We start from the raw sequence: 13,083 nt of genomic DNA on the forward strand, positions 1-13,083 counted from the left end.
CACATGGTTATTCCTCTCGGTTCAGGGTGAAGGGGTAGAACGGCAGGCGCTTGGGCCCATACGGGACGGCCTCGCCGAAGTCGAAGCCAAGCCATTTTAGCCAGCGAATGGCCGAGGTGTTGCGGGCGTCTACGTAGTTGATGAGGTGGCGGTGCCGGGTAAGCATCCCTTGCACCTCGGGCTTGCAGACCTTGAGGAATGCACGGGCGTAGCGCTCTACGTGGGTTGTGCTGATCAGCCAGGGCACGCCGACCGATCCAAGAAGGCTGTGCACCGCATCCCCAAAAACGGCAACGATGTGGCCGTCAACCACGATCTTGCGTGCATTGAGGCTGTCGTTGATGCCGGATAACAGCTCACGTTCCAGGGATACGCCGAGCCCTTCGACAATCTCGTCGATATCGGCCTGGCGCACGTCACGCAGGATCGCCGGGATATCCTCGGGCTCAATGGGCAAAACGTCAGCGACCGCCAATGGTCACCTCCGGGATCACCGCCAGCACGGATAACGGCAGCGGGTCAGCCTGCCGGATAAATACCCGGCCCTTGCCCTGCCAGTCGTTGGATATAGAGATTTCCGCTTGCCCGGTGAGCAGCTCAATAGGCGACTCGTAGTCATCCCGGCCGGTTTTATGTGGGTAAAGGTGGTTTTTGTCCTTGCCGGCGAAGATGCCCCGCGATTCCTCGACCAGAACGATCAAGCTGTTGACGGCGATCTTCTTGTCTAGCACCGTCTCATTGGCGTTTTTTAGCTCCAGGTCGAGGGTTTCCATGTCGGATATGTATTGCAACCCTACGTGGGCGATGCCCGCGGCTTCCTGCAATGCAACGGAGCCGCCTGTAACAACACGCTGGGGGTGCACGCTGCCATCGGCCAGGATTGAAACGGTCTTGCCTTCAAGGTGGCCCAGGCCGGACAGCGTTTTGACCTGGCGCGCCCATTTAGAAACTGGGACGCCGCGTAACGATTCGGGACATATGATCAGCAACTTGACCGTGACCACGCTGGGGCTGGTGTAGCCGACCACCTCAACCCTGACAATTTCTGTAGCTGGGTCGCCGTTCTCGTCGATCACCTGGCGCTTCAACGAGTAATCGACGCCCACACTCCCCGCCGCGAATGGGGTGTGGCCGACCGCCGTCATGGTGACCACCTCGGGAAACTTCCAGGTTGTACCGCCGGATAAGGTGAAGGTCTTGGCCGCGTCGGTGTTGCGCCCGTCATAGGTCAGGCCGCAATCAACAAAGAAGGCGTCTTCAATGCTGGTGATCTGCCGGCTGGCCATGCGCTCGATATAACGCTTCTGCACGCCGTTGATGTTGCGGCGCACCACCATATACAGGACATCTTCCTGGCCTTCCGGGATGCAGGCGATCGACTCGACGAACCCGTCAGTGTCATGCCAATGCCAGCCCACCAGCTGCTGTTCGGGGATGTAGGTTAGGCCCAGTAGCACACCGTCATCGCGCACGTACCAGACAATCGAGTCCGGCACCTTCTGATATGCAACGTTGGTCAACGCCTTGCCCTTGAAGAGGTGGGCGCTGAACAGCGTCAGATCGTCAGCGGCGAACCCGTCAGCGTTCAGTGAGTACCCGAACGACGACACCCGGTTGCCTCGCGCCTGGACGTATACGGCGCTATTGCCTACCACCACGGGCGGAACGATTGACGAACCGTCGTAGCCCTCTGGAACGGCCTGCACGGTCTTTGCCGACAAACCTGTGTCACCGCCCGAAATGGTGAACTCTGCGCCCGTGGTGAGCGCCAGCAGCTTACGCAGCCCCAGCAGATGGCGAACCCGGTTCACCTTGTTGCTGCTCAAGGTGAAGGTAATAGCGTCATCATCCTTGTTGGGGACGGAATAGCCGAAGTTCTTGAAAAGGCCGGTCTTGCTCGTCCACACAGTCTGTGGCTGCAAATTGCTACCGGCGAATATCAGGCGCTGCTGGTAATACACCACGGCGCCCGGGAAGTTACCGGCGCCGACAAAGGGGTCGTTGCCGTTCGGTGGTGTGTCGGTCTTGACGGCCGTGATGTTCTGGTCCGTGAAGGTGGTGCCGGTGGCGCGCCCGATGAATCCGTAGATCCCGGCGCCGGCGTTGTCCTTGTAGATGATGTAGTACGTCGCACCGGTAACGGCGGACCAGGTGATGGTTGCTGACGCAACGTCTGTGTGGGTCGTGACGGGGTTAGACGTGGCAGGCAGGGACTCATCCAAGGTGTTGCCGTCATCCAGCACGGCGGTGACCTGGTAGCGCCAGGTTTGCGCCGTGCCAGTGCCGCCACCACTTACGGCCGTGGCAGATGCCGGAGCGGCAATGCGCGGGGCCAGGTTGATATCGGCGGTGGTCCAGTTGTCGTGGGCCAAGCGGTTCAGTTCACGCGGCTTGTATCCTGGCTGCGCGAACGTCATCACGTCAGCAGACTGGGTGTAATTCAGGGATGCCAGGTCATATTGCGTGTACGGCATGGCCAGTTCGAAGGGCGTACCGATGCTGGGGCCTGCGCTGTACAGCACCTGGCCACCGTCCTTGATAACCCGCATGTTCAAGTCGCCAAACGCCAGGATGTAGGTCTGCACGTCGTTGAACTGGAACGGGACCAGGCGGCAAAGCTTGGTCGAATCCTTTACCTCGGCCACGAGGCGCGTGCCGGCACGGTTACGCACGCCACCGTAGGGCATGACCATGAAGTTGCGGCACAGCTTGAGGCCCGTGTAGTAGCGGGCAATGTCGGTACGTGCACTGGCAGACGGCGAAAGCTCGCCCGCCGCGAAGGTCGGTTGAAGTATCCCGCTCATGCTCGCACCGTAATGAATTCAGATTCAGGCTCGGGATCGTCCTGGGATTCCTCAAAAGCAGAACCCTCGGCGATGGTCAGCGCCACTTGATATTGCTGGGCAGCGAACTGTTGCAGGTCAGGCTTGGAACTGAGCGGCAAAGCCAGGTCCATCGCCAGGCGCCAGGCCAGCGCGTCAGCAAACTGAGGGTCGAAGAACGTGGAGTCCTCGACCTTGAAGGTGAAGCGGCACGCAGCCTCAGGCTGGTCTGTGTGAATTACCCGACCGCCGGCGTCGTAACCAATTCTGTATGGGATCTGCAGATCGCTGGTGAGCGAGCGGCGAAACCCTGGCTGTACGATGTCACGCACTTGCAGGCAGTTGGCCGGATACCGATAACGGTAAGCCCAACCAGGCGCAGGACTGCCCAGGCTTGCCAGTGCAACTACGGATTCCGCGAATGGCCAGGGAAACGCCTGCAACACCAATTCACGAAGCGGGGCGTAGAACACACGGCACAGTTCGGCCGCTTTGCTCTTTTCCGTGAACGAAACTATCGGTTGCGTGTGTGCAACCCGCGACAGCGCCATGTTGCAAATTTCTACGTCGCTGGACATTCGGGAACCTCAGAAAAAGAAAAAGGCCCCGAAGGGCCCGTAAGGTGTGTTGCTGGTGATCAGGCGTCTGGCAGTCCGTTGCCGTTGGTGTTGTCCTGATCGTTGTCATCAGCGTCCTGCTGGATGGTTGGCCCAACAACTTCGCCACCTGCGTTCAGTCGGGCAGCTTCCGCTTCCGCTTCCGTCTTGCTGCCGATGAAATCGCCAACCCGCTGGTCCTTGTCGTCCTTGACCACGTACTTGCCAGCAGCGCCACGGGCGGCAACGTATCCCAGGCCAAAACCGCCAGCGTCCTGCTGGATGGTTGGAGCCTTCACAGCCCCCAATTCCTTGAGATTGCTGCCCGGGCTATCAATCTCCAGCACGACAGTTTCTTTGGGCTCATAGAGTCGGCCGTTGATAAACGACCGCTCAAGCACCTCATAGCGCTTAGACATTGGTCTGCACTCCAGCAACGATGCCGGCGGTTACCTTGCCCAGTGTTGGGGCGGTGCCGGTCACGGTGTAATTGAGGCGCAGGAAGCGTTCGGTTTTCTGCGGCAGGGTGACGACGGGGGTCTGATAACCCAGTTTCAGGTCGGCCAGCGGGACCACCACCGAATACAGTGAGCGAGGCGAACTGAAACCAGAGTTGTCATCGGTCTGTAGCTCGATGGTGAGGCTGGTCAGGGTGTTGAACGCTTCAACAACCTGAATGACCAGGGGAATGTCACCGCCGCGGCCTACGTCCTTGTTGTCGCCACGGTCGATAACGTCGGTCGAAGCTGCGGAGGCAGTGATTGCCTGGGCGTTCGACATGAGCAGCTTTGCGTCGAAAAGCATGATGGTCTCTCCTGAATAGGGGAAATCCACGCAGTCGTTAGACTACGCGGGCTTCGGTGTTGAGGATGGCGTCGATGCGCTTGATTGGGATGCCCAGGAACTCTGGGATCTTCTTGCCGCCGTACTCGCCCAGGGTGAGGTTGACGTTTTTGGAGTTCATCGCCTGTTTGTGCAGCCACGACTGGATAGTGCGGTTGGCATAGATGATGGTCCGGCCTTCGCCCTGCTCCGGGTTGTCGATGCGATACAGAGCATCAATCATCAGATCGATGATATTCGCGCCGGTCGCACCATCACGGGTCAACTGGGTGACATCGATGTTCGCAATGCGGGCATTTGCGCGCCAGTCACGAACGGACATACCGATATCCCACTTGAAGTGATCGCGATACGCCTCGAAGTCGCCGCCGTTATCAGCACGGGCGGTTTGCTGGCCCAGGAACTTGTGCTGAAAGCCCGCCACGCTGCCTTTCGGATACAGCAGGTGGGTAGACATCTCGCCCCAGGTCACAAACCAGATGGAGGTGTTGGTGGAGCCGGTGCCACCCGCATCGACGATGTTGGCGCCAGACTCTGCCGACTTATCGTTGTAGCGCGGCGCCAGGCCCAAAAACGCCTGAGGCTCTGCCTGAGTGTTGCCGTAGATCATGTAACGGGCGGCTTTGTTGTTGAAGCCCTGCAACTTGGCCATGTTTTCGGAGGTGCGGAAAGCATCGGCGTTACCGCTCAGGTCAGCCAACGCCTTATCGACCAGGCCGTAGTCTTCCATCATGCCGGTGGTATCCAGCACGGGCACGGTGGTTGATTTGCTTGGCTGAATGCCTTGGTTGAACATGCGCCAGGTTGGCTCGGGGATACCGGAACGCATGGTGGTCTTGTGCTTGGAGCCATCGTTGCACTCCTGGTACTCGGCGTCTTGAAGAATGTCGTTACGCTTAGCCATCAGCTCAACGATCTTCATGACCTTTTTGGTGCTGTCTTCCCTGTTGAACTTATCGATCAGGGTCGGCATGGTGGAGGTAAGGATGCCCATCTGTGTATCTCCTACGGTTTATGAATGCCTTAGCTGAAGGCGTCAACAATGGTCATTTCTTTGGGTGCATTGGTCTGGCTACCCGGCATGACGAACTTGTCCTCCGAGATAGCCGCGCTGATGCGGTGGCAGAACTTGAACAGCGCCGGGTGGTTGCCCAGCCCGGAGGTATTCAGCAACTCGGTCAATGCCGGGTCACCGAAGGACTGAATGACCTTGATAGCGCTGGCTACGCTCTTGTCGTAGTTCTCACCGCCAATTTCAGGGTCGCTCTTGATTTCTGCAGCCCAGTCCTTGGCCTGCTTGGTGACGGCGGTCTGGTATAGCTCGGCCTGCTTGCTCGCCAGTTGCGATTGGAAGTCGATGAGCTGCTGGGCCTTGGCCTGCGGGATGTTCAGTTCCTTGGCCAGGTTCTTGAACTCGCCTAGGATTTCCACATCCATCTCCATGCCTTCTGGCAGGGTGAAGTCCTCGTAGACTTCGGGCGCGCTGGTTTCGGCCTTGAGCTTCGCGGCTGCATCGGCGTCTTGCTGGATCTGCTCAGGCGTTTTGGTTTCGGATTCGGTTGCGGCTGTATCGGTTGCGGCTGTAGCTGCGGCAGGCGTCAGAGTGGTGGTGGTCGTTGCCGCCTCGGCGGCTGTCTCGGTGGTGGACGCCGCAGCAGTCTCACCACCACCAGTAGTGCTTGCTTCCGCCTCGCTCATGTACACGCGGCCAAGCAGCTTCATCATCAAAGGGCTCATTCATCTGTCTCCTGGGGTTGTTCAGCAATCGGCTTTGGCGCGTTCTCGGCAGCCATGACCGCGTACAGCGATGGGGTCAGGTCGTTGACCTGGCTCAAAAGAAGAAGGCCAACATTGCGTTGGCCTTCGTTGAAGTTCGTGATTGCGTCGGTGGGGCCTATTGAGCCTTGGAAAATCCTGCAATGGCCCAGGGTTCGCCACATGAAGCGGCGCCCTCGGCTGTCGTCCATCAGCCACTTGAAGTCGGCGATGTCCTGCAATTCCTGCTCGGTGGGCTCCTGTCGTTCGGTCATCACATCGCCCCTACAAGCGCGGTCAGGGCGTTATCCCCTCCAGTGTCGGTCTGGCTAAGCGCCTGGGCGCCCTGGATGACGCTTCCCAGCTCCTGCTGCATCTGCTGGTTTTGTTGCGCTTGGGCACGCTGCTCGCGGATCTGAGCAACCATGTCATCAGCCCGTACCAGCGTTGGGGGCACGCCGATCAGTTCAAAGTATTGGCGCATGGCTTCATCGGAATCGAGCAGGTCCAGCGCTTCGGTGCTTTGGGTGACGGTGGCCACGGTGCCGGCGAACCCAATAGCGCGCTCGATGCTGGATACGCCAATGGCCTTCTGTGCCTGAGCCAGGATGCTGGTGAACTCGATGCGCAGATCCATGTTCGCCAGTTCTTTCGGCGGCGGCGGCAACAGTGGCGCACCCGGCAACATGCCAGTCCAGCGCGGAATCGATTGCTCCAGCATCTGGTTGAAGTACATATCAACCAGCGGGTCTAACAGGTCATCGGTCTGGCGCTCCAGCACTGGCCCGAGCATCAGCAGCTTCTCTTCCTTGCGGGTGGCAATCTCGTACGCGGTGCGCACGCTGTCCATTTGGCTGATCATCAGGAACAGATCGACGAAGAACGCGGTGTCGATGATCGAGCTGTCAGCGGCAATCTCACCACGCAATTGGCCGAGCCATGCAGGCTGAACCTCATACAGCGGCGCGAACTTGGCCCCAACCTGCATATCGTTCAGGTAGGTGATGCTGCCCGGCAGGATCGAGGCGCGTTGATTCTTGAGGCTGGCCGGCGCACCCATTGGCGGGCGCACGCCCTTCTCCAGCAGTTCGGCCTTGCGGCGCTCCATCAGCTGGATGGCCTTGGTGGTGCCGATACACATAGAGCCGGGGCCGGAGCCATACACATCCTCGCCCAGCACGTCCCAGCGCGGCGCCATGACTGGGAACACCTTGAACCCGGATTCACGCAGCATCGAATCCTTGTCGCCGCTCTTTTCCCAGTGCACGGACCGGAACGGCATGTTGGTGTTGTCCTTGCGCCCCTTCTCGCGGGTGTCGTTGGGTTCGATGCCATGGCAGATGTCTACCCAGGCGTCCGGCTTGCTGGTCAGCAGGTTGCGCGCCGTGGTGCTCATCTTGTCTTTGCCGAACTGCTGTTCCATCTGGCGGGCAGTCATGCGGAAGTCGCGGTAGAGGGTGTCCACCTGGTTGCGGCTGTTGTTGGCGAGCATGTAACTGCCGATAGCCAGGGGGTACGAGCGCAACAAATCGCTGTCGTCCGGCATTACCACCATCGGCGCGGTACCGAAAATGCCTTCTTCGCTGTAGCGGTTGGGCAGAACGCTGTACAGGTTCGACCTGGCCATGACTTCGCGCATGGACGTCTCGGCGGCGTAAAGCCAAGCCTTGACCGGTCCATAAGCCATCAGGCCAGGATCAGGCGTGCCGAACTTCACCCAGGGCGATGCAGGGTTGGTCATGCCGGTGTGCATACCGGCGCCAAGCGTGCGGGCCGCAAACGTCGCTTGCGGGTTGATGATCTTCTGATCGCGGCGCTTGCCGTCGTTGGTGTCGGTGTTGTTCCAGCGGCCAGAGCGCGGGCTGATGAAGTCGCCTAGCTCTTTCCAGTCGGGCAGCCAGTTGCTGTCGCGCTCGCTCTTGAGAGCGGTGTAGCGCTTCTCGCAGCGTTCGCGCAGGGAGTCGGTCAACTTACACCCCCAACAGCGTTTTCTGGCTGGTATTGGCACCGCCAAGCACGCCAGACGAACCGGTCAAGATGGTCCCGTTCTGGCCGGATTGGGCCAGGCGGCGCTTGCGTTCAGCCTCTACAGCGGCCTGCACTGAGTCGCTGGAGGTGGTCGGTGCTGCACCTGGTGACGTTGAGCCTGCCGCTTCGGCCGCTGCCTTTGCCGCTGCCTTCTCGCGCTCGGCCTTGTTGAACATGCCGGTGTTCTCGCCAAACATGTTCGGCAAGCCCATACCTTCAAGCAGGACGTCACCGCCGCGCAACGGGTCGAGCTTGACCACCTTGTTCACAAGTTTTTTGATTCCGCTTCCACACATGGTCAGTTACTCGCGTAAGGGTCGTATTCGGATTCAAGGCCGTTGTTGCTGGCACCGGAACCGCCGTATTCGTTGTATTGGCTTTTCATCACCGGCATGGCGTACGTAAGCGCCAAGGCGTCACCGTCGTCCGGGGAGATACCCAGGCGCTTCTTGATGTCGTCCTTCTTCTCCAGGGCGATCTGGTCGCTGGAGTTGTGCGTGTACATCGGCGAGGTCAGCTCGGCTTCAAGCTCTTCGTTGCTGTCAATGGCCAGGCCCGCACGTAATGCCTCGCGCATCTGCCACCACATGTATGTGCGCATGTTCGCGTAGTGCCGGTCTGGCGCCCTGCTGGCGAAGTTGACATCAATGATTACGATGCCCGGCAGCAAGCGGCGCAGTTGATCAGCAACTGGGCCGCCAACGCCGGTAGCGTCAACGAACACCGCATCCGGCCGATGCTCCATCACCACTGTGCACACCTTGGCGATGAACACCGTGGTGTTGCGGGTTTCGCTTCCTGGAATCTTGATTGGCTTGATGGACTTCGCGTCCAGGCCGCGCCGGAACCTGATCACATTGTTGTCAGCACCGCCCCGGGCGATGTCGATACCGCAGACCAGGGCGTCGTCCATGCCGTAGACCGCTTCACGCTTCATCGCGTCAGCAACCCAGTCAGTCGGGATCAGTTGCAATTCGGAAGCCCTCGGGAACATGCCGCGTACACGGATGCGGAAAAAGTCGCTGTCCTCGCCGTAGTCCTGCTGCCACTTGGCGATTTGCGTTTTGTTGGTACCTTCAACCGTGCGGCTATCAACCTGGCGGTGTCCCCAGCGGTGTTTGTACCGTGTGAAGCAAGCCCGGAAGCGGCCGGTGGTTTTGGTCGGGTTACCGAAGGCAGCCCAAATGATTTCGGTGTTCTCGTCGGTAAGCGCACCTTCGGCCACTTCCCACACCAGGTCAGCAATGGCTGATGCCTCGTCGAATACCAGCAGAAGGCGCTTGCCCTCGTTGTGCAGGCCGGCGAATGCCTCGGTGTTGCTCTCCGACCAGGGCACCGCGTCCACACGCCAGTTCTTTTCATGCTCCGGGTCAGTGCTGATCAGCGCCGTGGCCGTGATCCGGAACCAATGCGAGGTGATGGAAAGCCGGTTCCACTTCGCCACCTCGGGCCAGGTCTTGGTCCTGAGCTGGGTTTCCGTGTTGGCAGTGACAACGCCGCGTGCATCGACGCAGGTGTCAACGCACCACTTGATCAGCCAGGACACCAGGGCAGATTTGCCGATCCCGTGGCCGCTGGCAGTGGCTTCGTGGATTACCTCGCCCAGGTCCTTGGCACCGGCGCGTAACTTCTTGCCGATGGAGTCGAGGACTTCAATCTGCCAATCACGCGGGCCGGTCTTGTTCGCCAGCTCGGTGCCAGGCTCGCCCCATGGGAAGGCGTACCAGACATATCCAAGCGGGTCTTGAGCAAACGAAAGTATGTCCTCGACCAACTGCTGCTCAAGGTCAACCGTTGCTGGCTCGCTCACGTGCTTTAGCCATCCGCTCAGAAAGGGTGTGGGTTACGTTTACTTCCACCTGTTCACGGAAGGCGCTGACTGCTACATGCTTGCCGAGCAGTTCAAGATTCTTGACCTTGTCCGGCCACTTGATCTTTTTCATCAGGCCGACCATCGATCGATCTTCGCCCGAACCTTCGAACATCTCGGCGATATCGAAGCCGACCAGATACTGGCGCCAACCCTTCGGCCATTCCGACAAAGGCTTGAAGCTCATGTCATCGCGCAGGATGTCCAGCACGTCGAGTTGATCAATCTCGACCAGGCGATTCAGTACGTAGTCAGCATTGATCTGCACACGCTTGCTGCGAGAATCCATCGCTTCCTTGATGGCCTGGGCAATTTGAGGTTTTTTCAGGTTCTCATCGCCTATCTGACCGGCCGTCCTTTTGCTGTACCCCGCCCTGATAGCGGCCTGGGTTGCATTGAGGTCAATCAGGTACTCATCAACGAATAGGCGCTGTTTTTGTGTCAGTGCCATGGGAATACTTACTCGCCAGCCAGTTCAGGCTTTTCAGTAGAGGGATCACCCTCCACGACTGGAGCAGTCACAACAGGGACAACCTTGAGCCATTCGAATGAACCGAAGATGGCTACAACTACGCCACCCTCACCAATAAGGCGCAGTTCGTCGCCCTGGGTGAACGTGACAGCCAGCACTTCGTGGACTTCGCCAGCGGACTTGATGTGGTACTTAATCATTTGGATGCCCTCATGGCGCTGTAGGAGCGTTCACAGGCGAATCCGGCCCGGCGACTTGCGTCAAGCGCTGCTGCCAGTTCGCCCGCATGGTTGTCAGCTTCTGTGCGCAGCTCGGCGAGCAAATCGGCAAGGTCGTCGATTGTCTTGCCTCTTGCGGCAAGGCGGGCACGTAGGGCGGCGCGGTCGGCAAGCAGGCTGGTTTGTTGCTCGCGCAGGCTGACACCCACAGCAACAAGCTCAGCAGCGTAAGCGTCATCGCTGATCTTTTGATTGGCTGCATCGGTGCGTACCTGGTCAATTTCTCGTTGGCGTTGCTGTTCGGTCTGGCGGGCCTTCTCGCTGGCTTCCTGGGCCTGGGTAGCGATGCTGGCCACGTAGTCCGCGTGATCGGTCTGCGCATTGTCCAGGCGGTGCGTCTGGATACCCGCCACGATCACCAGCAACGCAATGGCGGCGATCAGGTAGCGATTCATTGCGCAGCCATGCACTTGGCGTGGCGCTCTAACTGGCGAGCCCAGACGCCGGCGCAGCGCTTGTTACCCGGTGTCGAGCAGTCGAAGCCAGCGGCATAGCGATACTTGAGCAGGTCATTGCAAGCCTGGGCGTAGTTGCCGGCCAGCAGGTCACGGCGCGGCGAACCCTTAAGCCAGGTGCCAATGCCGTACTGGCCTACAAAGTCCATGTACAGATCGAATTCGGCCTGGTACAGCTTCACGCCCGGGAGCGATGCGGCGAACTGCTTTTCCGCCTGGCTGTTCAGGTTGCGGGCCAGCACTTCGGCGCGGGCCGGGGTGATCGTGTCGCCAATGCGGACTGGCTGGCCGTCTTCGTAGCGTGTCGAGCCATGGCCGATGGTGGGTACATCGCCCTTGGTGGGGATCACAGCGACCTGGGTGTAGCCCTCGCTTGCCTGCCAGGTGGCGAAGCCGGCCGCACTCAGGCTCAGCGCCGCGACGGCGATGCGCTGGCGAATGACGGGGTTCATGCCCGCGCCCGCTCTTTCAGGGCTTCCAGGCGCGCAGCGCTTTCGATGGACTCGCGGCGATCCTTGCGGACCTGGAAGAACAGATTGATCAGCAGGCCCACCACCGCGACCGCCACACCAGCAATACCTATCCAGTTGACTTGCGACAGCCAGCCAACCATGCCAGCAGCACCGCCAACCAACATGCCCTTATTGGCCACTGACGCACCCACCACCTCTACGATGCTCTCGGGCGTCGGGTTGGCCATGTTTCTACTCCTGTCCGGGGCTGCCATACGGGCCTCCAGATACGAAAAAGCCCCGGCAAATGCCAGGGCTCAGGGATGAATTACGAACACAAAAAAGCCCGGCTCAATGGCCAGGCTTGGTTCAAAGCGGTAAAACCGCAATCTGGCGCTAATGTGCCATTACTGTGTTAACACGTCAATGATTTACCCATTTCGATTTCGGCGGCAGTTCGGACGATAACGCGCCGCACGGCGTCTGCGGGATCACCCAACACCAACTGCTCAACGACGTACAGCTCGCCGTCACTACCGAAGTAATCAATCTGCACGCAATGATCCCCGTCGAAAGCAACGTCCAAGCTGAGCGCCACCATCAGGCGGAAAGCATCGCCGTCATCAGTGAGCGGATTCCATGTACCAGTAGTTCCGCGTTGGGGGTCGTACCATCCAACGTTATGTCCATCGAATGAAGCGGGCGACATACCAGCAGCCTTTGCCGCCAGTTCCATCAGCTCCTGGTCATTCATGCCAGCATACTCCCACGGATAAGCGCGGCTGTTTGAATCAGCGGCGCGTTCATAACGGAAACAAGTCGCGCAGCGAACACCGCCTGATCCAATTCGAACTGGGCCCTTTGCTTCTTGAATTTTGCATCCTGCAAAAGCAACTCCTGGAAGCGTTTCTGGTTTTCGATGTAATCGTTCATGCCGCCATCCTCATGTCCAAACACGCCTGAACGTAATTGTTCCCAGCGATGATCATTTCGCGCACTTTCAAACGAGTCAGGTCGAGCATATTGCCAACACCCTGCATTGTCATGCCAGTGCAGTAGTAAAGCCTCATGCAATCCGCTGTAGACGGGTAGCGCTTCCACAGCGTTGCAACCGCCCCATCGATCATCAGCGCATCATCATCGCTTATCGCGGCCGGCAGATTCTTGGTGATTTGCTCTACGTTGTCGCGCATCAGGGCATACAGAGGGGAAATACCATAGCCAGGGACGCCGGCACCCTGCCACACCCACCGACCCCACTGGGTTAGAAGCTCTTCGGCGTCATAGTTCATGCTGCAGCCCTCTTGAGCTCTCTGGTCTTTGCCCGGTATTCGGCGGTCATCGCCTTCAGCTCATCCACGGTGTATCTCTTTGCCTCATGAGGACCTTCAAGCCATGCCACCTTTTCCTCGCCAATTCTCTGTAGGAGCGAGATTCGGTAATTGATGAGGTTTCCCGAGAGGTGGTTATTGCACGGGGCGCACTGCTTCCAGGCGTTGAGCGGTTCAAACC

At 59.2% G+C, this 13,083-nt stretch carries 20 protein-coding genes; all 20 read right to left on the reverse strand.

Translation table 11 applies throughout. The features are described 5' to 3' along the window. Positions 1-7: 7 nt before the first annotated feature. A complete protein-coding gene (locus JFT58_RS28350; protein ID WP_060772897.1) occupies positions 8-475 on the reverse strand; it encodes a phage protein Gp13 family protein in 468 nt (155 codons plus the stop codon). Beyond that, the gene (locus tag JFT58_RS28355; RefSeq protein WP_060772898.1) at positions 462-2,804 is read right to left on the reverse strand and encodes a hypothetical protein; all 2,343 of its coding nucleotides are present in this window, start codon (positions 2,802-2,804) and stop codon (positions 462-464) included. The genes JFT58_RS28350 and JFT58_RS28355 overlap by 14 nt, the downstream gene beginning before the upstream one ends. Then, positions 2,801-3,400 carry a hypothetical protein gene (locus JFT58_RS28360; protein WP_060772899.1) on the reverse strand — a complete coding sequence of 200 codons (600 nt, stop codon included), beginning with the start codon at positions 3,398-3,400 and terminating at the stop codon, positions 2,801-2,803. The genes JFT58_RS28355 and JFT58_RS28360 overlap by 4 nt, the downstream gene beginning before the upstream one ends. Positions 3,401-3,459: 59 nt before the next feature. Continuing rightward, positions 3,460-3,837, reverse strand: a complete 378-nt coding sequence (locus JFT58_RS28365) for a hypothetical protein (RefSeq protein ID WP_060772900.1) — start codon at positions 3,835-3,837, stop codon at positions 3,460-3,462. Next, entirely contained in the window at positions 3,830-4,222 is a 393-nt protein-coding gene (locus tag JFT58_RS28370; protein ID WP_060772901.1) for a Bbp16 family capsid cement protein, read from the reverse strand. The genes JFT58_RS28365 and JFT58_RS28370 overlap by 8 nt, the downstream gene beginning before the upstream one ends. Positions 4,223-4,259: 37 nt before the next feature. Next, positions 4,260-5,255, reverse strand: coding sequence for a major capsid protein (locus tag JFT58_RS28375; protein WP_060772902.1), 996 nt, complete (start codon positions 5,253-5,255; stop codon positions 4,260-4,262). A 29-nt stretch (positions 5,256-5,284) separates the two neighbouring features. Then, the gene (locus tag JFT58_RS28380; RefSeq protein ID WP_060772903.1) at positions 5,285-5,998 is read right to left on the reverse strand and encodes a hypothetical protein; all 714 of its coding nucleotides are present in this window, start codon (positions 5,996-5,998) and stop codon (positions 5,285-5,287) included. Next, positions 5,995-6,291 (reverse strand): Bbp19 family protein, encoded by a 297-nt coding sequence (locus JFT58_RS28385; protein WP_060772904.1) that lies wholly within the window; start codon positions 6,289-6,291, stop codon positions 5,995-5,997. The genes JFT58_RS28380 and JFT58_RS28385 overlap by 4 nt, the downstream gene beginning before the upstream one ends. Then, on the reverse strand, positions 6,291-7,985 hold the full coding sequence (locus JFT58_RS28390) for a portal protein (RefSeq protein ID WP_198834806.1): 1,695 nt from the start codon (positions 7,983-7,985) through the stop codon (positions 6,291-6,293). The genes JFT58_RS28385 and JFT58_RS28390 overlap by 1 nt, the downstream gene beginning before the upstream one ends. 1 nt (position 7,986) lies before the next feature. After that, complete coding sequence (locus tag JFT58_RS28395) at positions 7,987-8,313, reverse strand: hypothetical protein (protein ID WP_157717971.1); 327 nt, start codon at positions 8,311-8,313, stop codon at positions 7,987-7,989. 29 nt (positions 8,314-8,342) lie between these two features. Beyond that, on the reverse strand, positions 8,343-9,854 hold the full coding sequence (locus JFT58_RS28400) for a hypothetical protein (protein ID WP_060772907.1): 1,512 nt from the start codon (positions 9,852-9,854) through the stop codon (positions 8,343-8,345). Then, the gene (locus tag JFT58_RS28405; RefSeq protein ID WP_060772908.1) at positions 9,832-10,365 is read right to left on the reverse strand and encodes a terminase small subunit; all 534 of its coding nucleotides are present in this window, start codon (positions 10,363-10,365) and stop codon (positions 9,832-9,834) included. Before JFT58_RS28405 ends, JFT58_RS28400 begins: the two co-directional genes overlap by 23 nt. 8 nt (positions 10,366-10,373) lie before the next feature. After that, positions 10,374-10,586 (reverse strand): hypothetical protein, encoded by a 213-nt coding sequence (locus tag JFT58_RS28410; RefSeq protein ID WP_060772909.1) that lies wholly within the window; start codon positions 10,584-10,586, stop codon positions 10,374-10,376. Beyond that, complete coding sequence (locus JFT58_RS28415) at positions 10,583-11,059, reverse strand: DUF2514 family protein (protein ID WP_060772910.1); 477 nt, start codon at positions 11,057-11,059, stop codon at positions 10,583-10,585. The genes JFT58_RS28410 and JFT58_RS28415 overlap by 4 nt, the downstream gene beginning before the upstream one ends. Continuing rightward, complete coding sequence (locus JFT58_RS28420) at positions 11,056-11,571, reverse strand: glycoside hydrolase family protein (RefSeq protein ID WP_060772911.1); 516 nt, start codon at positions 11,569-11,571, stop codon at positions 11,056-11,058. The genes JFT58_RS28415 and JFT58_RS28420 overlap by 4 nt, the downstream gene beginning before the upstream one ends. After that, positions 11,568-11,819: a holin gene (locus tag JFT58_RS28425; RefSeq protein ID WP_060772912.1), complete on the reverse strand. Its 252-nt coding sequence runs from the start codon at positions 11,817-11,819 to the stop codon at positions 11,568-11,570. The genes JFT58_RS28420 and JFT58_RS28425 overlap by 4 nt, the downstream gene beginning before the upstream one ends. 167 nt (positions 11,820-11,986) lie before the next feature. Further along, positions 11,987-12,325, reverse strand: a complete 339-nt coding sequence (locus tag JFT58_RS28430; RefSeq protein ID WP_198834807.1) for a hypothetical protein — start codon at positions 12,323-12,325, stop codon at positions 11,987-11,989. Continuing rightward, complete coding sequence (locus JFT58_RS28435; RefSeq protein ID WP_198834808.1) at positions 12,322-12,504, reverse strand: hypothetical protein; 183 nt, start codon at positions 12,502-12,504, stop codon at positions 12,322-12,324. The genes JFT58_RS28430 and JFT58_RS28435 overlap by 4 nt, the downstream gene beginning before the upstream one ends. Continuing rightward, a complete protein-coding gene (locus tag JFT58_RS28440; RefSeq protein WP_198834809.1) occupies positions 12,501-12,863 on the reverse strand; it encodes an antiterminator Q family protein in 363 nt (120 codons plus the stop codon). Before JFT58_RS28440 ends, JFT58_RS28435 begins: the two co-directional genes overlap by 4 nt. Further along, positions 12,860-13,083: recombination protein NinG (locus tag JFT58_RS28445; protein WP_198834810.1), on the reverse strand; the 224-nt coding region annotated here is incomplete at its 5' end. The genes JFT58_RS28445 and JFT58_RS28440, both read right to left, overlap by 4 nt.

It is taken from the genome of Pseudomonas sp. MF6767 (assembly GCF_016405475.1).
Lineage (GTDB): Bacteria > Pseudomonadota > Gammaproteobacteria > Pseudomonadales > Pseudomonadaceae > Aquipseudomonas > Aquipseudomonas paracarnis.

Coding starts and splice junctions, on each gene's coding strand:
- JFT58_RS28355 (WP_060772898.1), bottom strand. CDS start 2,804: ATGAGCGGGATACTTCAACCGACCTTCGCGGCGGGCGAGCTTTCGCCG.
- JFT58_RS28360 (WP_060772899.1), bottom strand. CDS start 3,400: ATGTCCAGCGACGTAGAAATTTGCAACATGGCGCTGTCGCGGGTTGCA.
- JFT58_RS28365 (WP_060772900.1), bottom strand. CDS start 3,837: ATGTCTAAGCGCTATGAGGTGCTTGAGCGGTCGTTTATCAACGGCCGA.
- JFT58_RS28370 (WP_060772901.1), bottom strand. CDS start 4,222: ATGCTTTTCGACGCAAAGCTGCTCATGTCGAACGCCCAGGCAATCACT.
- JFT58_RS28375 (WP_060772902.1), bottom strand. CDS start 5,255: ATGGGCATCCTTACCTCCACCATGCCGACCCTGATCGATAAGTTCAAC.
- JFT58_RS28380 (WP_060772903.1), bottom strand. CDS start 5,998: ATGAGCCCTTTGATGATGAAGCTGCTTGGCCGCGTGTACATGAGCGAG.
- JFT58_RS28385 (WP_060772904.1), bottom strand. CDS start 6,291: ATGACCGAACGACAGGAGCCCACCGAGCAGGAATTGCAGGACATCGCC.
- JFT58_RS28405 (WP_060772908.1), bottom strand. CDS start 10,365: ATGGCACTGACACAAAAACAGCGCCTATTCGTTGATGAGTACCTGATT.
- JFT58_RS28410 (WP_060772909.1), bottom strand. CDS start 10,586: ATGATTAAGTACCACATCAAGTCCGCTGGCGAAGTCCACGAAGTGCTG.
- JFT58_RS28415 (WP_060772910.1), bottom strand. CDS start 11,059: ATGAATCGCTACCTGATCGCCGCCATTGCGTTGCTGGTGATCGTGGCG.
- JFT58_RS28420 (WP_060772911.1), bottom strand. CDS start 11,571: ATGAACCCCGTCATTCGCCAGCGCATCGCCGTCGCGGCGCTGAGCCTG.
- JFT58_RS28425 (WP_060772912.1), bottom strand. CDS start 11,819: ATGGCCAACCCGACGCCCGAGAGCATCGTAGAGGTGGTGGGTGCGTCA.
- JFT58_RS28430 (WP_198834807.1), bottom strand. CDS start 12,325: ATGAATGACCAGGAGCTGATGGAACTGGCGGCAAAGGCTGCTGGTATG.
- JFT58_RS28435 (WP_198834808.1), bottom strand. CDS start 12,504: ATGAACGATTACATCGAAAACCAGAAACGCTTCCAGGAGTTGCTTTTG.
- JFT58_RS28440 (WP_198834809.1), bottom strand. CDS start 12,863: ATGAACTATGACGCCGAAGAGCTTCTAACCCAGTGGGGTCGGTGGGTG.